The 20,282-nt window shown below is 68.9% G+C and carries 18 protein-coding genes; 8 read left to right on the top strand and 10 right to left on the bottom strand.

The features are described from left to right. Positions 1–82 precede the first annotated feature (82 nt). The 4 genes from AC24R4_RS26820 to AC24R4_RS26805 form a co-directional block, all read right to left on the bottom strand. Positions 83–1,234 (bottom strand): DUF3300 domain-containing protein, encoded by a 1,152-nt coding sequence (locus AC24R4_RS26820; RefSeq protein ID WP_487523991.1) that lies wholly within the window; start codon positions 1,232–1,234, stop codon positions 83–85. Between the two features lie 5 nt (positions 1,235–1,239). Next, entirely contained in the window at positions 1,240–2,148 is a 909-nt protein-coding gene (locus AC24R4_RS26815) for a DUF2950 domain-containing protein (protein ID WP_487523899.1), read from the bottom strand. 145 nt (positions 2,149–2,293) lie between these two features. Continuing rightward, positions 2,294–3,529, bottom strand: a complete 1,236-nt coding sequence (locus AC24R4_RS26810; protein ID WP_487523898.1) for an NADH:flavin oxidoreductase/NADH oxidase family protein — start codon at positions 3,527–3,529, stop codon at positions 2,294–2,296. Positions 3,530–3,680: 151 nt separating this feature from the next. Then, positions 3,681–4,511, bottom strand: coding sequence for an alpha/beta fold hydrolase (locus AC24R4_RS26805; protein ID WP_153948297.1), 831 nt, complete (start codon positions 4,509–4,511; stop codon positions 3,681–3,683). A gap of 253 nt (positions 4,512–4,764) precedes the next feature. Here AC24R4_RS26805 and AC24R4_RS26800 point away from each other — a divergent pair, with 253 nt between their 5' ends. Beyond that, positions 4,765–6,069: an MFS transporter gene (locus AC24R4_RS26800; protein ID WP_487523897.1), complete on the top strand. Its 1,305-nt coding sequence runs from the start codon at positions 4,765–4,767 to the stop codon at positions 6,067–6,069. A gap of 43 nt (positions 6,070–6,112) precedes the next feature. Here AC24R4_RS26800 and AC24R4_RS26795 read toward each other — a convergent pair whose 3' ends face one another. From AC24R4_RS26795 to AC24R4_RS26775, 5 genes are all read right to left on the bottom strand, one after another. Continuing rightward, positions 6,113–6,895, bottom strand: a complete 783-nt coding sequence (locus AC24R4_RS26795) for a DUF2894 domain-containing protein (RefSeq protein ID WP_487523896.1) — start codon at positions 6,893–6,895, stop codon at positions 6,113–6,115. Continuing rightward, the gene (locus AC24R4_RS26790) at positions 6,888–7,553 is read right to left on the bottom strand and encodes an OmpA family protein (protein WP_400397037.1); all 666 of its coding nucleotides are present in this window, start codon (positions 7,551–7,553) and stop codon (positions 6,888–6,890) included. Before AC24R4_RS26790 ends, AC24R4_RS26795 begins: the two co-directional genes overlap by 8 nt. Then, the gene (locus AC24R4_RS26785; protein WP_487523895.1) at positions 7,550–10,165 is read right to left on the bottom strand and encodes a DUF802 domain-containing protein; all 2,616 of its coding nucleotides are present in this window, start codon (positions 10,163–10,165) and stop codon (positions 7,550–7,552) included. Before AC24R4_RS26785 ends, AC24R4_RS26790 begins: the two co-directional genes overlap by 4 nt. 6 nt (positions 10,166–10,171) lie before the next feature. After that, positions 10,172–10,870: a DUF3348 domain-containing protein gene (locus AC24R4_RS26780; RefSeq protein WP_487523894.1), complete on the bottom strand. Its 699-nt coding sequence runs from the start codon at positions 10,868–10,870 to the stop codon at positions 10,172–10,174. 184 nt (positions 10,871–11,054) lie between these two features. After that, a complete protein-coding gene (locus AC24R4_RS26775) occupies positions 11,055–11,783 on the bottom strand; it encodes an IclR family transcriptional regulator (protein WP_487523893.1) in 729 nt (242 codons plus the stop codon). A 224-nt stretch (positions 11,784–12,007) separates the two neighbouring features. On the opposite strand from AC24R4_RS26775, the gene AC24R4_RS26770 reads away from it, so the two are divergent. From AC24R4_RS26770 to AC24R4_RS26740, 7 genes are all read left to right on the top strand, one after another. After that, positions 12,008–12,931, top strand: coding sequence for a tripartite tricarboxylate transporter substrate binding protein (locus AC24R4_RS26770; RefSeq protein WP_487523892.1), 924 nt, complete (start codon positions 12,008–12,010; stop codon positions 12,929–12,931). Between the two features lie 48 nt (positions 12,932–12,979). Continuing rightward, positions 12,980–13,678, top strand: a complete 699-nt coding sequence (locus AC24R4_RS26765; RefSeq protein ID WP_487523891.1) for an RraA family protein — start codon at positions 12,980–12,982, stop codon at positions 13,676–13,678. A gap of 2 nt (positions 13,679–13,680) precedes the next feature. Then, positions 13,681–14,619: a hydroxyacid dehydrogenase gene (locus AC24R4_RS26760; protein WP_487523990.1), complete on the top strand. Its 939-nt coding sequence runs from the start codon at positions 13,681–13,683 to the stop codon at positions 14,617–14,619. A 126-nt stretch (positions 14,620–14,745) separates the two neighbouring features. Continuing rightward, positions 14,746–15,750 carry a Bug family tripartite tricarboxylate transporter substrate binding protein gene (locus AC24R4_RS26755; protein ID WP_487523890.1) on the top strand — a complete coding sequence of 335 codons (1,005 nt, stop codon included), beginning with the start codon at positions 14,746–14,748 and terminating at the stop codon, positions 15,748–15,750. 9 nt (positions 15,751–15,759) lie between these two features. Further along, positions 15,760–16,683 carry an SMP-30/gluconolactonase/LRE family protein gene (locus tag AC24R4_RS26750; RefSeq protein ID WP_487523889.1) on the top strand — a complete coding sequence of 308 codons (924 nt, stop codon included), beginning with the start codon at positions 15,760–15,762 and terminating at the stop codon, positions 16,681–16,683. Beyond that, on the top strand, positions 16,680–17,537 hold the full coding sequence (locus AC24R4_RS26745) for an amidohydrolase family protein (protein WP_487523888.1): 858 nt from the start codon (positions 16,680–16,682) through the stop codon (positions 17,535–17,537). Before AC24R4_RS26750 ends, AC24R4_RS26745 begins: the two co-directional genes overlap by 4 nt. 31 nt (positions 17,538–17,568) lie before the next feature. Next, a complete protein-coding gene (locus AC24R4_RS26740) occupies positions 17,569–18,573 on the top strand; it encodes a Bug family tripartite tricarboxylate transporter substrate binding protein (protein WP_487523887.1) in 1,005 nt (334 codons plus the stop codon). 101 nt (positions 18,574–18,674) lie between these two features. On the opposite strand, the gene AC24R4_RS26735 is transcribed toward AC24R4_RS26740, so the two are convergent. Continuing rightward, positions 18,675–20,237, bottom strand: coding sequence for a serine hydrolase (locus tag AC24R4_RS26735; protein WP_487523886.1), 1,563 nt, complete (start codon positions 20,235–20,237; stop codon positions 18,675–18,677). Positions 20,238–20,282: the final 45 nt, after the last annotated feature.

Raw genomic sequence — 20,282 nt, 5'->3', positions numbered from 1 at the left:
TGCAGAGCCGATATGAGCGGACGGGGCGCGGCGATGCCGGCAATGACGCCGGCAATGACGCCAGCGGCCGCAGGGGCCTCGCCTAGCGCCGGCCACCCCGGCCGCCGCCGAATCCACGTCCGCCACCGCCGCCGCCACGGAAGCCGCCGGCATTTCCACGATTCGAGCCCGAGCCCAGGCTCGAATTGCCGCGGTTCATGTCGCGTTGCATCTCGCCACGGCCATTGCCGACCCCATTGAACCCGCTGTCACGGCCCGCGGTGCCGTCGCGACCCCGGAACCCATTGCGGGCTTCCGCGCCGGGCGAACTGCGTCCGAACCGCTCGCGCGACGCGGTATCGCGGTAGGCTACGCCCTGGCGATGGCGGGCGTCATGCTGCCAGCGGTCTCCGCTCAGCTTGCTGGCATCGAAGTTGCGATCGATATTGCGGGCCTTGTGATGTTCGACATGGACGTTGTTGTTGTTCCAGTCGCAGTTGCCGAAGATCGCCGCTGCCGTGATCAGCCCCACGCCGAACGCGATGCCCGAGCCGTAGCCGGGATAGTAGGCGGGGTAGGGCGGCCAGTAGTAGTACGGGTAGGCGGGATAGGCCCACGGGCCGTACACGACGCCGGGGTCGTACGCCGGCACGTAGATGGTCTGCGGGTTGGCGGGCTCGATGATCACGACGCTCTGGCCCGCCGCGGTGGTCTGGGTGGTGACCGTCTGCTGGGCGTTCGATTGCAGGTTGCCGGCCTGCCGGGCCTTGGCGCGCAGCCGCTGGACGGCATCGAAGACATCCTTCTGCTGCGCCAGAAAGGCATCGCCCAGATTCTGCGTCCAGTCGATCTTGTCGTTCATCGGCTCCAGCACCTGCGGAAAGGCCAGCATCGACTTGACGCTGGCGTCCCACGGCTCGTTTTGCGCGGCCTGGATGGCGGCGTCGCCTTTCAGGTCCGGATGGGCTTTCAGCCAGCGGGCGGCCAGGACGATTTCCATCGGGTAGGTGGATGCCATCAGCACCTGGGACAGCAGGCTGTCCGGATACAGGGCGATGGGCGCCACCAGCGCCTCGATCTCCTCGGGCTTGTACGCGGCACCGGCCGGTTTCTGCACGGCGGCCAGGCGGGCCTGGTCCAGTTGGGCCTGCGCAGACGCCTGCGATGGCGCGGCGCTGTCCGGGGCGCCCGTGGTTGGCGGGTGCGTCTGGCACCCCGCCAGCATCAGCGCGACGCAGCCCGTCGCGATGGCCATGCGCTTCATGGGGATACCCGCCTCCAGCCCGGGGCTGGATCGAAGATCTGGGTGGCGGATGCCTTCATGTCGGTCTGCGGGCCGAGATTGCGTTCATAGACGATGCCGAGGTGATTCACCATGAACGTCATCACGCCGGTGTCGCCATAGCGCACGGGCCAGGCGATCACCGCAAAGCCCCCGAAGAGCTTGCCGTCCACCATGTAGTCCATCGCGCCGGACTGGGCATGCTTGCCCTGTGCCGTGAGCAGCTTGAAGCGGTATCCGTTGTAGCCGTCCTCGCTCTGGTTCGGCCGGCTGGCATGGCTGAAGGCCTCGCCAAGCGGGCTCGGCGGCTCGTTGGGCCCGGTCGGCCAGTACAGGCCGTCGTGCCTGCCCGGCGAACTCGCCAGCTTGCTCGCGTAGAGGTGGAGCTTTTCGCCGTCGTGCGTGGTCTCGGCGTAGTCGTCCTGCGCGTCCCGGATGGCCAGCAGGGTTTGTATCGCGGCAAGTTCGTTGCGGCCAATCCGGCGCACGCGCATTTCCTGCAGGCCGGCCCGGGTGTCGAATTGCCAGCCCGCCGGGCGTTTCACCAGCGGGACGGGCAGGGTCCAGCCGTCGTCGCCCACGACGATGAATGCATGGCCATCGGCCGTTCGAACGGTGTGGGACACGTTCCACGCGCGCACGAATGTCTCGCGGGCCGCGTCGCCGACGGGCGGGACGATGGCCCGGAAGTCATCGCCGAGCATTTGCGTGAGCGCGGGCTGGTCATCGGCCAGCACGGCACGGCCGAACGCCAGCATGCCGTCCTGGGCTGTGCCGAAAAGCTGCTGGGCCAGCGCCACCTGGGCCAGCAGGGATAACACCGTCGCCAGGCCCCACGATCGTGGCGAACCCAGGCGCATCCGGAACGGTCCCGGCCGCATGGTCATGTCATGGCTTCCTTTGCGCGTGGTGCCGGACATCGGCTGGCGCGGGCGGCGGCGTTCCCGGCGGCCCGCCCGCTACTTCATTTTATGGGCGGGCGGACGGGGCGCAATGGCACTTTGGGCTAACCCGTGCGGGTCCCCGGGGCACTCAGGCCCTGACGCGCTGCGCCGCCCAGCGCCGATACTTGCGCACGCGGCAGGCATCGGACACCTGTTGCAGGATCAGCGCGCGCAACGGCGATACCCCGGGGTGGGTGGCCTTGCCCCGGCTCAGGTTGCGCAGCTGGAACTTGACCGCCGCCATGTTGGCCAGCGACGCCAGCGCCTTGTTGTTCCACGTGATCGGCGGCAGCGCCGGTGCGCTGTCCTTGCCGGCCAGCCAGTCGCGCGGCAGGTTGGGGTTGATGGCCAGGGCGGTGCCGATGCCCACCATGTCCACGCCGCTGCGGACCACCTGCTCGGCCACCGGCTGGCGGCGGATGCCGCCCGTGACCATCACGGGCATCGTCGCCACGGCGCGGATGTCCCGCGCGAACTCGACAAAGTACGCTTCCCGGGCCAGCGTGCGGCCGTCGCGCGCCTGACCCTGCATGGCTGGCGCCTCGTAGCTGCCGCCCGACAGTTCCACCAGGTCGACGCCCAGGTTGTCGAGCATCTTCACGACCTCGCGGGCGTCCTCGACGCTGAAGCCGCCGCGCTGGAAGTCCGCGGAATTGAGCTTGACCGCGACGGCGAACCCCGGCGAGACCGCCGCCCGTACCGCCTTGACGATCTCGACCAGCAGGCGGGCGCGGTGCTCCAGCGGGCCGCCCCAGGCGTCGTGGCGCAGGTTGGTCAGCGGCGACAGGAACTGGCTCAGCAGATAGCCGTGCGCGGCGTGAATCTGGACACCCGTGAAGCCGGCCTGCTCGCCCAGTTGCGCGGTGCGGGCAAAGCGCCGGATCACATCCTCGATGACGTCCTCGGTCATCGCCTTCGGCGGGCTGAAGTGCCTGGACATGTTGCCCAGCGCCATCGGCACGGCGGAGGGCGCCCAGGTGGGCTGCCGCAGGCTGGCGGGCATCTGGCGGCCGGGGTGGTTGATCTGCAGCCAGAACTGCGCCCCGTTGGCGCGCCCGGCGCTGGCCCAGCGCCGGAATCTGTCGAGGTGCGTGGCGTCTTCCAGCACAACGCCGCCCGGCCCCGTCATGGCGCGGCCGTCCACCATCACGTTGCCGGTCAGCAGCAGGCCGGCGCCGCCGTTTGCCCACGCCCGGTACAGGCGGATCAGCGCGTCGGATGGCGCATGGTCGGCATCAGCCATGTTCTCTTCCATCGCGGCTTTGGCGATGCGGTTCGGAATGCTGGAACCGTTGCGAAGGACGAGCTTGTCGAACACGTTCATGAAGTCACCTCGTTGGATCGAGGCTCGACTCTAAGATTGAAGTCAACGTTAAGGTCAAGGCTTTTTTGTGCGCCCGGTCCGGCCGCGCCATGCAAAAGGCCCGCCCCGGAAATCGGGGCGGGCCTGCTGGAGGGATCGATGTTAGAGGTGCTTAGCTACGCACAAACGCCAGCAGGTCGGCATTGATCGTGTCGGCGTTGGTCGTGGGCATGCCGTGCGGAAATCCCGGATAGGTCTTCAGCGTGCCGTTCTTCAGCAGCTTGGCCGACAGCGGCGCCGAGTCGGCATAGGGCACGATCTGGTCGTCGTCGCCGTGCATGACCAGGACGGGGATCGTGGCACGCTTCAGGTCCTCGGTGAAATCGGTCTGCGAAAACGCCACGATGCCATCGTAGTGGGCCTTCGCGCTGCCCATCATGCCCTGGCGCCACCAGTTGCGGATCACCCCTTCGGACGGCTTGGCGTTGGGCCGGTTGTAGCCGTAGAACGGTCCGGTGGGAATGTCGAGGTAGAACTGCGCGCGATTGGCCGCGACCTGCGCCTGGAAACCGTCGAAGACGTCCTTGGGCAGGCCGCCCGGGTTGCTTTCGGTCTTGACCATCAACGGCGGCACCGCGCTGACGAGCACGGCCTTGGCGACGCGGTCCTCGCCATGGCGGGCAACGTAGTGGATGACCTCGCCGCCGCCCGTGGAGTGGCCAATATGGACGGCCTTCTGCACGCCCAGGTGTTTCACCACGGCCGCCACATCGTCGGCGTAGTGGTCCATGTCGTGTCCGTCCCAGACCTGGCTGGACCGGCCATGGCCGCGGCGGTCATGGGCCACGACCCGGTAGCCCTGCGCCAGGAAGAACAGCATCTGGGCGTCCCAGTCATCGGCGCTCAGCGGCCAGCCGTGATGAAAGAAGATCACCTGTGCGTCGCGTGGTCCCCAGTCCTTGTAGAAGATATCGACGCCGTCGCTGGTTGTGACGTATCCCATGATTCGCTTCTCCTGAGTGGTGCAGCCATCAAGCCTCGATGCGGGAATCCGGCGGGCGGCGCTGGTACGCCGCGGCCGGGCGCGGCCCGCCGTGCCGGGAATTGTCCGGCGCATCGTTCGGGCCAGAGATCACTGTAGGATTGAAGTCCACCTCAGGGTCAAGCTTTTTCAGCTGACGAGAATCGGGAATCGCCGGACCGGTGCCCCGATTTTTTCCTACACTTACTCCGGGCAGCCTCAGGCAGGTGCGACGATGCGGGCCGATTCTGGTCGTGGGGACGACACGGGCAGCGACCGAACGCTGGTGTATTTCGGATGGCTGACGTTGTTCGTCTACCTGGCGACGCCGGCCGGCGCCCTGGTCGACATCCAGACGTCGTACATGCTCAAGAACGAGCTGCACGCAACGGCCACGCAGATTTCCACGTTCCGGCTGGTGACGGGCATCCCCGTCTATGTGGCGTTCGTGTTCGGGCTGGCACGCGACCAGTGGAGCCCGTTCGGCATGCGCGATCGCGGCTATTTCCTGGTCTTTGCGCCGCTGACGGCGCTGGCCTGCGTCTGGATGGCCCATTCGGGCTTTTCTTATCCGGGCCTGCTGGTGGGCACGCTGATGGCCATGCTGGCATTCCGCTTCGTGGCGGCGGCCTGCCAGGGGCTGATCGCCCTGGTCGGCCAGGAAAAGCTGATGTCCGGCCGGCTCAGCGCGCTGTGGAACGTGATCAGCGCCGTGCCGGTGGTGGCAGGCGCCTTCGCTTCGGGCTACGTGTCCGACCACCTGGCCGCCAGGCAGGCCATCTACCTCGTGGCCATCTTCAACCTGATGATCGTGGTGTTGGCGCTGTGGAAGCCGCCGTCGGTGTTCGGGCAGCTCTATGACCAAAGGCAGGCCCGCGCCACCGACTTCGTGGGGAACATCAAACGGCTGGTCCGGCACAAGGCCGTCTATCCGGCGGTGCTGATCTGCTTCCTGTGGAACTTCGCCCCGGGTTCGGCCACGCCGTTGCAGTTCTACCTGACCAACGAGCTGCATGCGTCGGACAGCGTGTACTCGTACTACAACGGCATCTTCGCCGCCGCCTTCGTGCCGACCTTCCTGATCTACGGCTACCTGTGCAAGCGGGTCGCGCTGGGCAAGCTGCTGTGGTGGGGCACGATCATCGCCGTGCCGCAGATGATTCCGCTGGCGTTCATCCAGTCGGCCGATCTGGCGCTGGTGCTGGCGGCGCCGACCGGGCTGATGGGCGGCATTGCCACCGCCGCCTACCTGGATCTGGCGATGCGATCGTGTCCGCCCGGCCTGCAGGGCACGCTGATGATGCTGGTGGATGGCGTGCTCGCGCTGTCCGGGCGTGCCGGCGACCTGCTCGGGTCGTGGATCTACAACAGCGCGCCGTCGCACGGATTCGTGTACTGCGTCATCGCCACCACAGCCGTGTACGCGCTGATCCTGGCCTTGATCCCGCTCACGCCCAAGGCGTTGATTGCGACGCGCGATGGCGAGTCCGTCGCGGATGACCCTGCGCCCGCGTCGCCGCCTAGCCGGGAGCCTGCCTGACCGGCGTCACCCGCCGGCTGAGGGCGGTACGGGCGCCGTCGGCTCAGGCCGTGCCGTTTCCGGACCGGGACGACCTGGCCCGCGCCTTGCGCGGGGCAGGGGCGCGTGGCGCCTCGCGGTCGGGCACCAGCGAGATGGCGTGCATGCCCTCCAGCCACGACAGCGCATCGACGTACGACAGGAACTGCTCCAGATAGCCGGGCGACACCTCGCGCATCAGCGACAGCGAGCGATGCACCAGGTGGTTCGTGTTCAGCGGCCCGGCGTTTTCCGGCACACCGGCCTGCGAATCGCGCAACTGTCGATCGACGCTGACGCGCGCCCAGGTATCGCGGAAATAGTCGGCCAGCGCCGGCTCGGCGTGGCGGGCGCGATGCGCGTTGACGGCAGCCGGCGTGCCGGATGCGCCCGCTACCTGGGACGCGGGGCGGGTGCCCGGTGGGGCGGCCGGCTCTGCCGCCCGATGCGGGTCCGGAAGTGCGTCCTCCGGATGGGCGCCCCGGCCAAGCCGCGCCGTGAGGGCGGCCAGGCCGGAGTGGGTGTCGGCCCGCTGCAGCGACGTGCCGGACGCAGGCGCCTCGATCCGGGCGCGCGACAACCGATCGCCAAAATCGGCCACCAGCGCTGCCAGCCGCTGCTCCAGCCGCCGCCGCGCCTCGCCATCGTAGGCGGATGCGCGCCGGGCCAGGGCGTCGATAAAGCGGAAGCGCACCGGGTCGGCGCGGTCGGCGCCGCTGTCGCGCCAGCCGTCGATCCGGGCGCGGGCGTCGCGGCGCTCCTCGCGCGGGTCGGCGGTTGGGGCGTCGCGCAGTTCGTCGCTATGCATCGGGTTTGGACTGGGCTGCCGTGGCGCCGGCACCGGCCGAGATGCGCGGCACCGGCGCAATTTCCACGCGGCGGTTCTTCGCCCGGCTGTCTTCCGTGGCATTGGGCGCAACCGGCTGCTGCGATCCAAACGCCGCCGAGAACACCGACGCAGGCGGCACGCCCGACTCGATCAGCGCGCGGGTCACGGTCAGCGCCCGCTGGGCCGACAGTTCCAGGTTGTCGGCGAAGCGCCGGTTACCTTCCCTGACCTGCTGGTCGTCGGTGAAGCCGCTCACCATCAGGATCTCGTCGCGCGCGCCCAGATAGGCCGACAGCGGCGCCGCCAGGCTCTTGAGCAGGGTGCGGCCCTCGGGCTGCAGCTGGTCGGAGTTCAGCGCGAACAGCACGTTGCCGCTGATGCCGATGCGGCCATCCTTGAGCGTGACGCGGCCGGCCGCCAGCGGCCCGGCCAGCGCCTGTTCCAGCGTCTGGCGGCGCTTGAGCTCCGCCTGCCGCTGCTTGACCTCGTTCTCCAGCCGTGCCGACAGCTCCATCTGCACGCCGATGACGCCCAGCAGCACCAGCACGAAGGCGCCCAGCATCACCGACATCAGGTCGCCGAACACCGCCCAGGCCGGGACGGTCGGCTCCACGCCGGCGTCGATATCGTCCGTCATGCCGCCTCGACCCCAGACTGTTGCGCGGAAAACTGCTGCAGGTTCTCCAGGATCTGCTTCTGCGACAGCATGCTGAGGTCGACCACTTCGCGCGCCTGCGCCACGTAGTAGGCCAGTTGCTCGTCGCTACGGGACATCGACTTGTCGAGCGCGGCCTCGATGCGGGCCAGGTGCTCGGCCAGCTTGTCGTTCGAGGCGCCGAACAGCTGCACCGCCGCGCCGAACGCTTCGCCCAGGCTCGCCACCTCGACGGCGCTGCTCGTGATCTGCGCGGCGATGCCGTCCAGCTTGCCGGTCTCCTGCGCCACCTGCTCGGTGAAGCGCGTGCCCACGCGTTCTAGCAGGTCGGCCGTGGTCGTGACCAGGCCATCCACCGCCGTGCGCTGTTCGGTGGAAGCGTGGTTCACGGCGTCGAGCAGCGTGCCCAGTGTCTCCAGCAGGCGGCCACGTTCCTCCAGCATCGCGTTGTCGCGCGCCATGCCGTCGGTCAGCTTCTGGCGCAGTTCGGCGATGACGTCGGCAGCCGCCTTGGGCGCCTCGGTTGCCACCTGGGCCAGACGCGCCACCTCGGCGATGGTCTCGCTGGCTTGCTGCTGCGTGTGCGTGGCGATGTCGCGGGCGGTCTGCGACAGCGCGTCGCGAATCTCGCGCTGATGATCGGCCGATTGCGTGCTGGCCTGCTGCCATGCGTCGCGCATGGTCGTGGCCATGGCGGCCAGCGTGTCGCGCCAGGCGGACAGGCGGGCTTCGTCGCGCGATGCCAGTTCGGTCTGCAGCGCGGAGGCGGCCTGCAGCAGGCGGTCGATCTCGGCCACGGTGCCGGCGGCGTGGGCCTGGGCGTGCGTGGCGATGTCGCGGGCGCTGTGCGATAGCGCATCGTGGACGTCCTGCTGGCGGGCCGCCGCCGTGGCGCTGGCTGTCTGCCATTCGTCGCGCATGGTCGCGGCCATGGTGGCCAGCGTGTCGCGCCACGCGGTCAGGCGGGCTTCGTCGCGCGATGCCAGTTCGGCCTGCAGCGCGGAGGCGGCCTGCAGCAGGCGGTCGATCTCGGCCACGGTGCCGGCGGCGTGGGCCTGGGCGTGCGTGGCGATGTCGCGGGCGCTTTGCGACAGGGCGTCGTGGACGTCCTGCTGGCGGGCCGCCGCCGTGGCGCTGGCCTGCTGCCATTCGTCGCGCATGGTGGCGGCCATGGCGGCCAGCGTATCGCGCCAGGCGGTCAGGCGGGCTTCGTCGCTGGCGGCCAGTGCCGACTGGCGCGCTGTCTCCTGCGCGGCCAGTTGCGCTTGCAGGTCGGCGTGTGACTGGCCGACCGTGGCGGCGATGCCGGCGGCGTGTTGGGCAAAGGCGGCCGAGGCGTCGGCCATGGCCTGGCGGCCGGCGCCGGTGAGTGCGGCACCCGACTGCTCCAGGCGAGACAGCGCCGCGTCCCACGTACGGGCCGCGCCGGCGTTGGCGGCGTCGAGACGCGCGCCCACTGCGTCGACCATTGCCGTCGAGCGTGCCGTGAACGCTTCCCCGAAACCGTCAAGCGATGTCCGCAGGTCCGACGTCAGCGCCGTGTTCGCCTGCTGGTGCTGCGCCAGGGCCTGCCGCCAGGTATCGGTCACGGCGGCCGTCGTGGCCGCGAAGCGTGCGGACAGGCTGTCCAGATGCTGCTGCACGGTCTGCGTGACGGTGTCGCGCACGGTGGCGGCTTCGTGGGCAAGACCGGCCATCGTGGTGTCCACGGCGGGCTGGATGGCTGCGCTGGCGGCACGCGCGCTGTCGGCGATGCCTTCCTTCAGCGACTGCCCCACGGTGTCGGCCAGCCGCGCATAGGCGGCGTCGGTGCGCGCGTGAAAGGCGTCCTGGTTGGCCGACAGGCGCTCGCCAAGGGCTTCGTTCTGGCGGGCCATCGCGGTGGTCATGGTTTCCAGCCGGTCCACGAGCACGGGCATCAGCTCGGCCTGCCGCTGCAGCAGCGCATACACGGCGTCGTGCTGGTGATGGCGCGAATGCACGCGCAGCGTGGTGGCGATGCGTGCGTCGAGCAGTTGCGCCGCCTGCACCCGCTCGCGGCGGACCAGCGCGGAAAGCAGTCCGAGCATGGCGGACGTGGCCACGCCGGCCACCGACGTCCCGAACGCGAAGCCCAGGCCCTTGACCGGGGCCGCCAGCGACGCGCGGATGGCCTGCAGGTCCGCGGCGCCTTCGAGCGCCACGCCGGTGGTGCGCAGCGTGCCGACCATGCCGAGGAAGGTGCCGAGCATGCCCAGCAACACCAGCAGGCCCACCAGATACGGCGTCATGGCCGGGCCGGGCAGGGCCACGCGCTCGCCTTCCACGCGCAGGCGCACCGCGTTGCGCAGGCTCGGATGCAGGCGGTCCAGCCACGCGGCAAGGCTGGCCGGCGGCGTGGCCAGGTCGGCCAGCGCGGCGGTCAGCGTGGGCGTGGCCTCGCGGTAGCGGCGCAGTTCGAGTGCGCCGCCCACATAGAAGCCGCCGATGATCAACGTGACGGCCAGCGCCAGCGCATTCGTGCCTGCGTAGCCGGCGCCGACCCAGCCGACGACGGCCAGGCCCGCAAGAAAGACCGCCAGGGGTGCGGCCACGGTTGTGAAAGGTTTCTTCATGTCGATTCAGCTTTCGCGCAGGGCCGCGAGCAGCGCATCCACCGGCTGGAAGCGGATCTCCAGCTCGGCCAGCAGCACACTCTGCATGTCCCTGCGAAATTCGTTGAGCCACGCGCCCTCAGCGCCGCGCAGCCGTGTGAAATGCGGTTCCAGCATCCCCGGCACGGCCGCCAGCACAGCCTGTTCGCGCGGGCCGAGCACCTGCTCCATGACAGCATCCAGCATGGCCAGCCGTCCCGCCGGCGCCGTCCGCGCCGCCAGGGCCGTACGCAGCCGCGCACGCAGTCCGGCGATCTCGTGTTCCATTTGCTGTTGCAGCGCCACGTAGCGTTGGCGATGCACGGCGAAGTCGGCTTCGGCCGGATCGGGCGCGGCGGCGCGCGACGGCATGCGGCGGCGGGTATCGGCCGACGAGGCTTGGCCCGTGATCGCCGCGGTCAGCAGGGCACGCACATGGGCGCCGGCGGCGTCACCGATCGAGGCAGGCCTGCCACTGCCCGCCCGCGCCGGTGCGCCGGACGGCACTTCCGGCGGATTGCCGTTGAGCGCGGCCGATAGCGCGATGGCGTCGGTCCAGCCCAGCCACCGGCTCATCACCGCGGACAACGAGGGCGCGGCGCCAGCGGCACCGGCATCCGTCAGGCGAGCCAGCAGGCGTAGCAGTTTCGGGCCGCTGAGACCCGTGCGCTGTGGCACTTGCATCATGTCGCCAGGATGAAAAAACGGGGAGTTTACACGGTCGGGGGCCGGTAGCGCCGGCAAATCAGGGAAGACGATGAAGATCGCCGGCTGGTCTGGCGGACACGCCACCTCTCGCCATTGCAGAAGGCCCCCATCGCCGGGGCGCCAATGCCGGGCGAGGGCAGGGGGCGATGTGACGGCACGGGCCTCAGTCGTGCGAGGCGTTCCCCGTGCCGTAGATCTTCTCGCACCATGCCGGACTCGCGCCCAGCAGCCTTGACAGTTTGGTGGCCGCCACCAGCTGCAGGCGGCTGATCTCGGTGCGGTCCGCCGCCTCCAGGCGCGAGGCCGGGCCGGAAAGCGCAAGCGCGGCGATGAACTTGTCGCCGGCGCCGAACAGCGGCGTGGCGAAGGCCGCGGTGTAGATGTCGCGCACCCCGGCGGTGAACCACGGCAGCGGCTCGTCGCGCCGGGCCGATTCGTCTGCCTTGCCCCAGTACTTGAGCACCGACGCGATTGCCGTGTCGTCGAGCGGGAGGATGGTGCCCGGCAGGCGTGTCTCGCGCAGGCCCTCGCTTGGCTCGGCGCGATACGGGCACATGCGATGCTCGTCGCCGTGCAGCACGTAGTACGACGCGCTTTCGCGGGTGGCCAGCGCCAGTTCCTGCAACACGGGTTCGATCAGCGAGCCCAGCTGGAAAGATTGCTCGTACAGCTTGCCCAGGTAAAGCACACGCGGCCCCAGCGCATAGCGCCCGTCGGCCGTGCGCACCACATAGCTCATCCGCTCCAGCGAATTCAGCAGACGGAACACCGTCGTCTTGTGCATGCCGGAGTTGCTGGACAGCTGCGCCAGCGACTGGACCTCCGCGCCAAGGCGGAAGCAGTCCAGCAAACCAAGCGCCTTTTCGACGGCGGCTACCCCGTGGTTACTCATGGTTGGTTCCGGTACGTAATTTTGGTCATTGTACTGTGTACAACGCCGTTTTGTACCGTACACGGGTATACGCCAAGTGGAGTCGCGGCTGTTACGGACTATAGTTGTCTCACATTTATGAAACGCTGTTGTACACCGTACAACGCAACAAGAAACGGAGACAACCCATGCGTCAAGTCCGGTCCCCCCGATCCTTGCGATCGCTTTTCGTCGCGGCAATTGCAATGACGGCCATGTCCGCGCACGCGGCCTGGCCCGACGACCGGCCCATCGAGGTCTACGTCGGCTTTGCCGCCGGGGGCGGCACGGACCTGCTGGCGCGCGCCATGGCGCCGTACCTGCAGAAGCATCTGGGCGGCAAGGCCCGCATCGTGGTGGTGAACAAGCCGGGCGCCTCGGGCGAGATTGCCTACTCGGCGCTGGCGCGGGCGGCGGCCGATGGCTACACGATCGGCATCGTATCGACGCCTTCGCTGCTGACGATTCCGATCCAGCGCAAGCCCAAGTACGACCCGGCCGGCATCGTGCCACTGGCCCGCGTGGTCGACGATCCGGCCATGTTCGTGGTGGCGGGCGACAGCAAGCTGGGGTCGCTGGCCGATCTGGTGAAGCAGCTCAAGGGCAACCCCGAAGGCTTGTCGATGGGCAGCAACGGCATCGGCACCAATGGCCATATGGCCGCGCTGGCCTTGCAGCAGGCGACGGGCGTCCGCGTCAATCACATTCCGTTCGCCGGCACGTCGCAGACCAAGACGAGCCTGCTGGGCCACCACATCGACGTGATGGCCATGAGCACGACCGAATTCACCGAGGCCGACCGGGCGTCGAAGGACGTGAAGGTGCTGGCGCAACTGGGCACCGAGCGCCGCCCCGGCCTGCTGGCCGATGTGCCGACGGCCCGCGAGCAGAAGCTCGACATCACGATCTCGTCCGAGCGTGGCTTCGCGGCACCGCGCGGCCTGCCGCCCGAGATCGCCAGGCGCCTGCAGGACGCCATCGAGGCCACGACGAAAGACCCCGAATTCCTGGCCCGCGCCGTCAACGAGGCGCGCGGCATCTCCTACCTGTCCGGCACGGCGTGGACCCAGCACATGGCCACGCAGCGCGGCAAGTTCGAAAGCCTGTGGAAGCTCGCTTCCACAAAGTAATCCCCCGAGTTGGACCCCCTTGTTTGTCCGTCATATCTGGAGTCGTACATGAGCACCCAAGCCAAAGCCCCCCCCGCCATTCGCCGTGATTTCGAGCGCGTGTCGCCCGAACTGGTGGCGCGCGCGTCGAAGTTCCAGGCCGCCATCCTGGCCGATGTGGTGGGCCGTCGCGGCACGCTGAATGCCCGCGTGCAGGGCCTGTCGCCGGCCATGAAGGTGTGCGGCCCGGCACTGACCGTCGAAGTGCGTCCCGGCGACAACCTGATGTTCCACGTGGCGCTGGCGCTGGGCAAGCCCGGCGATGTGATCGTGGTGGACGGCAAGGGCGACCAGACCGCCGCGCTGTGCGGCGAGATCATGGCCACGCAGGCGCAGGCCTCGGGCCTGGCCGGCTTCGTGATCGATGCCGCCGTGCGGGATTCGCACGAACTGGCCCATGGCAAGTTTCCGATCTTCTCGGCCGGCACCAATCCGTGCGGCCCCACCAAGGCCATTGGCGGCCTGGTGAACTGGCCCGCTTCGGTGGCGGGCGTGGCCGTCAATCCGGGCGACCTGATCGTGGGCGACGCCGACGGCGTGGTCGTCATCCCGCGCGAAGACGTGCCGGCCATCCTGGAACTGGCGCAGAAGAAGGTGGATGCCGAAGCAAAGCGCATTGCCGCCATCAAGGCCGGCGACCTGCGTCCGGGCTGGCTCGACAAGGAACTGCGCGCCGCCGGCGTGCTGGCCGAAGGGGAATCGCTGTGAGCATCGTGAAGAAACCCGTACTGCTGGTCACGGGCAACGACCTGGCGCCGCAGGCGCTGGAACTGCTCGAGGATTTCGAGGTGGTCTTCGCCGGCAAGCAATGCAGCGAGGAAACCGTACTGGCGCTGGCCCGGGAAAAGGACCCCGTGGCCATCATCGTGCGCTACGGCAAGGTGGGCGCGACGGTCATGGATGCCGCGCCGTCGCTGAAGGTGATCTCCAAGCACGGCAGCGGCATCGACGTGATCGACCAGAACGCCGCCGCGCAGCGCGGCATCGCCGTGAAGGCGGCGGTGGGCGCCAATGCCGCCGCGGTGGCCGAGCACGCATGGGCGCTGATCCTGGCCTGCGCCAAGGCCGTGCCGCACCTGAACGCGCGCATGCGCGCCGGGCATTGGGACAAGTCGATCCACAAGAGCATCGAGCTGAACGGCCGCACGCTGGGCATCGTGGGCCTGGGCGAGATCGGCCGTCGCGCCGCCGTGACCGGCGTGGCGCTGGGCATGCGCGTGATGGCGTTCGATCCCTATGCAAAGACGGTGCCCCCGGGCGTGACGCAGGTGGACAACCTGCCGCAGCTGTATCGCGAGGCCGATGTGGTGTCGCTGCATTGCCCGCTGACCGACGACAACCGCGGCATGCTGAACCGCGAGACGCTGGCCCAGTTCAAGGACGGCGCGATCCTGGTCAACACGGCGCGCGGCGGCCTGATCGACGAACCGGCGCTGGCCGAGGCGCTGGCCAGCGGCAAGCTCTATGCGGCCGGCCTGGACAGCTTCGCGGTGGAGCCGATGACCGTGCCGCATCCGTTCCAGCAGATCGAGAACCTGATCCTGTCGCCGCATATCGGCGGGGTCAGCGACGCGGCCTATGTGAACATGGGCGTGGGCGCGGCGAAGAACGTGCTGGCCGTGCTGCGGGACGCCGCCACGGCGGTATGACGGCGTAACGGTGTAACCGTGTAAGGGTGTCACGGTGTAAGGGAAGCCCCGGCTTCCACAGACAGAAACAGGCATCACGGCGGGTTTGGCGTCAGCCCGACCCGCCACAGTTGCCAGGAGACAACGATGTTGCATCGCGCATTTTTCCCCTCATTCTTCCGCTCGTGTGTCCGTCTGGCGGCGCCGCTGGCTGCCGCCGCGACACTGGCCGGCCTGGGCTTGCCCGCGCTGGCGGCGTATCCCGACAAGCCCGTGCGGATCGTCGTGCCGAACCCCCCGGGCGGCGCCGTCGATGTGGTGACCCGCAAGGTGGCACAGAAGCTGACCCAGCAGACGGGCCAGAGCTTCGTGGTCGAGAACAAGCCGGGTGCCTCGGGCACGATTGGCACCTCGCAGGTGGTGAACGCGCCGGCAGACGGCTACACGCTGCTGGCCAACGACAATTCGTACACCACGCTGCCCTACGTCTTCAGGAAGCTCAACTGGGACCACCAGACCGCGCTGGTGCCCATCGCACCGTTTGCGTTCTCGCCGGTGGTGGTGGGCGTGAAGGCCGATTCGCGCTTCAAGGACCTGCAATCGCTGGTCAGCTACGCCAAGGCGCATCCGGGCGAAGTGACGTTCGGCTCGGGCGGCCCCGGCAGTTCCCCGCATTTTGCCGCCGAGGCGTTCCAGCAGGCCGCCGGCATCAAGCTGATGCACGTGCCGTACAAGGGTGCCGGCGAGGCCATGGTGGGCCTGCTGGGCGGCAGCGTCGACCTGCTGGTGGTGTCCACGCCCACCGCGCTGGCGCCGGTCAAGGGCAACCAGATGCGCCTGCTGGCCATCAGCGGCAAGAGCCGTGTCGATGTGTTCCCGAATGTGCCGACGTTTGCCGAGGCCGGCCTGCCGGCCTTCAGCCTGTTCAACTGGTCGGGGCTGGCCGCGCCGAAGGGCACGCCGAAGGAAGTCGTCGACCGCCTGCAGGCCGAAATCCACAAGGCGCTGCAGGCGCCCGACATGAAGGATTTCCTGGCCAGGATGGGTTCGCAGCCGGGCAATCTGGACAGCCCCGCGTTTGCGCAGCTGATCCAGCGGGAAACTGCACAATGGGCCACCGTTGCGCAGAAGGCCAATATCGAAAAGCAATAAGGGGTCACGATGCTGCTGTTTCAGCCTCCCACCGTCCGTGACGCCGCGGTGCTCACCCGCCTGCCCGACGCGTTTCGCCGGCAGAATCGGGACAACGCCTGGTCGCTGGCCAATCGCGGCGGCGCGGTCACCGATTCGTTCCTGGAAGGGCCCGTCTGGTCGGACGGCCATCTCTGGGTGACAGACATTCCCTACGGCCGGATTTTTCGCGTATCGCTGCAGGGCGACTGGGAACAGGTTGCCGAGTACGACGGCGAGCCCAACGGCATGAAACGTCTGGCTGGCGGCGATTTCCTGATAACCGACTACCGCAATGGCCTGATGCGCCTGGATGCCCGTACCGGCACCGTCACGCCGTTCCTGGAGCGGCGCAATTCCGAGCGATTCCGGGGCGTCAACGATCTGACCTTCGATTCGGCCGGCAACCTGTATTTCACGGACCAGGGCCAGACCGGCATGCACGACCCCACGGGGCGCGTGTATCGGCTGGCGCCCGATGGCAGGCTCGATGTGCTGCTGGCCAACGCGCCCAGCCCCAACGGCCTGGTCCTGTCGCTGGACGAGAAGGTGCTGTACGTGGCCATGACGCGCGGCAACTGCGTGTGGCGCGTGCCGCTGCAGGCCGATGGATCGGTCAGCAAGGTCGGCCAGTTCTTCACGTCGTACGGGCCGAGCGGCCCCGACGGGCTGGCCATGCGCGCCGATGGCTGCCTGCTGGTGGCCAATCCGGGGCTGGGCTATGTCTGGGTGCTCAACCACCGCGCCGAGCCGGTCGAGGTGATTCGCACGCCGATCGGGGCGTCGCTGACCAACCTGTGCTTCGGCGGGGCCGACGGCAAGACGCTCTTGATGACCGAAAGCACCACCGGCTCGATCCTGTGCGCGCCGATGCCGGAAGGCGGTGCCCCGGTGCATGGCGGGCGTCTGGCATGAGCACCGGCGCGAGCCCGGCCGCCGCATTCGCAGGCGCCTGCGACTGCCATGTGCACGTCTATGACAGCCGCTATCCGGTGGCGCCGGGCGCGACATTGCGGCCGCCCGATGCGTCGGCCGACGACTATCGCCAGGTTCAGCGCCGGCTGGGCACGCAGCGCGCGATCGTGGTGACGCCTTCGACCTACGGCACCGACAACGCCAGCACGACGGACGCCATCGCGGCACTGGGCCCATGCGCACGTGGCGTGGCGGTGGTGGCCGCCGATGTCGCCGACGACGAACTGGCGCGGCTGCACCGGGCAGGCATTCGCGGCATCCGGCTGAACCTGACGCTGGCCGCGCCGGTATCGCTCGACGATTTGCCCACGCTGGCCGCGCGGATTGCCGCATTCGGATGGCATGTCCAGCTCAACCTGCCACCCCAGTGGCTGCCCGACGCGGCCGGCATGCTGGCGGCGCTGCCGGTGCCGATGGTGTTCGATCACTACGGCCACTTGCCTCCTGGCAAGCCGGACGCGGAGCCGGCCTTCCGTGTGATCGCCGGCCTGGTGGCTGCCGGCAAGGCCTGGGTGAAGCTATCGGGGCCCTATATCGAATCGCGGGAAGGGGCGCCGCACTACAGCGACATGCAGCCGCTGGCGGCGCGCTTCCTGACGCTGGCGCCGGAGCGCATGCTGTGGGGGTCGGACTGGCCGCACCCCACGGCGCAGGCCAGAGGCAGTCGTCCGATCGACGATGCCGCCGTGCTGCGCACGTTCCTGGAGAGGTGTGGATCGGCCGAGACGGCGCAGCAGGTGCTGGTTCGCAATCCGCAATCGCTGTACGGGTTCGGAGACGTTGCCCCGGCCTGAGTCGACCCGCAAAAAAAGAACTGGAGACATGATGTTCACATCGCTTTGCCTGTCGGCCCGCATGCGCAAGCTGGGCCTGTCGGTCTGCCTGACCGCCGCATCGTTCGCCGCTGGCGCGGTCCACGCGCAGACCGACTGGCCTGCCGGCAAGGTCATCAACTACATCGTGCCGTACCCGGCCGGTGGCACCACAGACATCCTGGCGCGCCTGGTCGCGCAGAAGGTGGGCCAGGCGCTGCACACCACGATCGTGGTCGAGAACCGGCCCGGTGCCACCGGCGCCATCGGCTCGGCCTTCGTGGCCCGCGCCGCGCCGGACGGCTACACGCTGCTGGGGGCATCGACGGCCTCGCACGCGATCAACCCGGCGCTCAATCCCAAGCTGCCGTATGACGCGGTGAAGTCGTTCACGCCGGTGGCGCTGCTGGGCACCATCCCCAGCGTGCTGATCGTCGGACCGAACAGCCCGTACAAGAGCGTCAAGGACCTGGTGGCAGCCGCCAAGGCCAGGCCCGGCACCGTGAGCTATGCGTCGGGCGGCAACGGCACGATCCTGCAGATGTCCGCGGAACTGCTGCAGCAGCAGGAAAACGTGCGCATGAACCACGTGCCGTACAAGGGCGACGTCCCGGCGATCCAGGACGTGATGGCCGGCCACGTCGATTTCATGTTCGCGCCCACGGCGCCGATCCTGCCGCACGTGCAGGCCGGCAAGCTGCGCGCGCTGGCCGTGGCCACCGCGGCGCGGGTGCCAAGCCTGCCAGCCGTGCCGACGATGGCCGAAGCCGGCGTGGCGAACTTCGAGGCCGAGCAATGGCAGGGCATTTTCGCGCCGGCCGGCACGCCGCCCGCCGTCGTCCAGCGGCTCAACGCCGAGATCAACCGCGCGCTGCAGGACCCGGACGTCAAGGCGCAACTGGCCAGATTGGGGATCAAGGTGGTGGGCGGCGCGCCCGAGCGGCTGGCCGAGATTCAGAAGGCCGATATCGCCAAATGGAGCCGCGTGGGCAAGGCCGCCAACATCACGCTCGAATAACGCCGCGCGCGCCGTACCCGTTTGCGGGACAACCGGAGAAGGCGTGGTACGCCGCAGTGGCGATGGGCTGGCGCTGCAGGGCCTGGCGGCGTGTCTTCCGCTCACCGCGAAAACACGCCCAGCCCCTCGTGATCGTAGTACTCCAGCCACACCCGGTCGCTGCCAAAGACGGCTTGCGAGATCGTGCCGGGTGTGGCGTTTTCGTTGTGGAGCGTGAACGTGAAGTGGTCGCCGTCCCAGTGCGTGAGCGGCAGCGTCAGCGGCCGGGCGCCAAGCGTCATCACCAGTGCGCCGCCTTGCTCGGTGACCTGCAGCGGCCCGTAATAGTCGTTGCGATAGGTGCCGGTGTAGGTTGACAGGGCCCGTGCCGGCAGCGGGCTGGCTGGCGGCGACTGGCCAACCAGACGGCCCTCGGGCAGCAGCAGCGGCGCCAGGGCATCGGCGAAGATGGCGCCCCAGTCGCGGCGGAAGGCGCCGTATTGCACCAGGTCGAAGAACTGCGCGTTCAGTGTCTCGGGGATGCCGATGGGATAGCCGTTGGTCAGCGTGACGATGGCCAGGTTCAGCGACGGCACGGCCGTAAAGGCGGTGGCCGCGCCCACCGCGAACGCGCCCGAATGGCTGTAGGACGTCAGGCCCAGCTCGGTGGTGCCCACATTGAAACCATAGCCGTACCAGCTTGCCGGCCGGCCGTTGATGGGCGGGCCGCTTTGCATCTGCTGGTCCAGCGCGGGCGCCAGCGCCGCGGCATCGACGACGCGCTGGCCGCCGAACTCGCCCCTGGCCAGCAGCATGATCAGCCATTTCGCCAGGTCGTTGACCGACGAACTGACGCCGCCGGCCGGCGATTGGGCATCGGGCATGGTTCCCAGCCCCTGCACCCAGGCGCCGTTCACCTTGACGTGGCCCAGCGCGCGGTTGTCGCGGGCGGCAAAGTCGGCGTAGCGCGAACTGGTGCGCGTCATGCCCAGCGGCTGGTAGATGGCCTGTTCCGACAGCGTGGCCCAGTCGATGCCGGCGGCGGTGGCCACGGCTTCCGCCCCGGCCGTCATGCCGAAGTTGGTGTACGCGTAGGCCGTGCGCAGTGGGTGGACGGGCAGGAAGCGCAGGCGTGTCAGTACCTGGCGGCGGTCGTAGCCCATGTCTTCGAGCCGGTCGCCGGCATGGTCGGGCAGGCCCGACCGATGCGCGTAGCAGTCGCCGACGGTCACGGCCTGGGTGGAATCGGCATCGGACAGCGCAAACCACGGCAATTGCGCGATGACGGGCGTGTCCCAATGGATGCTGCCGCGCCCCACCTGCCGCGCCACCACCGTGGCGCCGATCGGCTTGGAGACCGATGCCAGCTGGAACACGGTATCGGCATCGACGGGCGCAAGGTCGGTCACCAGCCGCCGGCCGAACCCCCTGGCATACACCGTCTGGCCGCCGCGCACCACGGCGACGGCCATGCCGGGTACGCCGGAACTGGCCATCAGGTTGGTCGCCAGCGTATCGACCTGGGCGATGGCCCGCGTGATCTGCGCATCGGGGACGGGAGATGGCGCTGGCGCTGGCGCGGGTGCCGGGGCGGAATCGCTGCCGCCGCAGGCGGGCAGGGCGGGGACCAGAACGCCGCCCAGCGCGGCACCTAGAAAGCGGCGACGATCTCGCAGTGTGCCCACGGCGGTTCTCCTGGCTGGACATGCTGAAAACGCTGCAAAGTGGGG

It is taken from the genome of Cupriavidus sp. CER-90, from assembly GCF_057652055.1.
This window is presented reverse-complemented; position numbering and strand designations above follow the sequence as displayed.

Coding starts and splice junctions, on each gene's coding strand:
- AC24R4_RS26820 (WP_487523991.1), bottom strand. CDS start 1,234: ATGGCCATCGCGACGGGCTGCGTCGCGCTGATGCTGGCGGGGTGCCAG.
- AC24R4_RS26815 (WP_487523899.1), bottom strand. CDS start 2,148: ATGACCATGCGGCCGGGACCGTTCCGGATGCGCCTGGGTTCGCCACGA.
- AC24R4_RS26810 (WP_487523898.1), bottom strand. CDS start 3,529: ATGAACGTGTTCGACAAGCTCGTCCTTCGCAACGGTTCCAGCATTCCG.
- AC24R4_RS26805 (WP_153948297.1), bottom strand. CDS start 4,511: ATGGGATACGTCACAACCAGCGACGGCGTCGATATCTTCTACAAGGAC.
- AC24R4_RS26800 (WP_487523897.1), top strand. CDS start 4,765: ATGCGGGCCGATTCTGGTCGTGGGGACGACACGGGCAGCGACCGAACG.
- AC24R4_RS26795 (WP_487523896.1), bottom strand. CDS start 6,895: ATGCATAGCGACGAACTGCGCGACGCCCCAACCGCCGACCCGCGCGAG.
- AC24R4_RS26790 (WP_400397037.1), bottom strand. CDS start 7,553: ATGACGGACGATATCGACGCCGGCGTGGAGCCGACCGTCCCGGCCTGG.
- AC24R4_RS26785 (WP_487523895.1), bottom strand. CDS start 10,165: ATGAAGAAACCTTTCACAACCGTGGCCGCACCCCTGGCGGTCTTTCTT.
- AC24R4_RS26780 (WP_487523894.1), bottom strand. CDS start 10,870: ATGATGCAAGTGCCACAGCGCACGGGTCTCAGCGGCCCGAAACTGCTA.
- AC24R4_RS26775 (WP_487523893.1), bottom strand. CDS start 11,783: ATGAGTAACCACGGGGTAGCCGCCGTCGAAAAGGCGCTTGGTTTGCTG.
- AC24R4_RS26770 (WP_487523892.1), top strand. CDS start 12,008: ATGACGGCCATGTCCGCGCACGCGGCCTGGCCCGACGACCGGCCCATC.
- AC24R4_RS26765 (WP_487523891.1), top strand. CDS start 12,980: ATGAGCACCCAAGCCAAAGCCCCCCCCGCCATTCGCCGTGATTTCGAG.
- AC24R4_RS26755 (WP_487523890.1), top strand. CDS start 14,746: ATGTTGCATCGCGCATTTTTCCCCTCATTCTTCCGCTCGTGTGTCCGT.
- AC24R4_RS26750 (WP_487523889.1), top strand. CDS start 15,760: ATGCTGCTGTTTCAGCCTCCCACCGTCCGTGACGCCGCGGTGCTCACC.
- AC24R4_RS26745 (WP_487523888.1), top strand. CDS start 16,680: ATGAGCACCGGCGCGAGCCCGGCCGCCGCATTCGCAGGCGCCTGCGAC.
- AC24R4_RS26740 (WP_487523887.1), top strand. CDS start 17,569: ATGTTCACATCGCTTTGCCTGTCGGCCCGCATGCGCAAGCTGGGCCTG.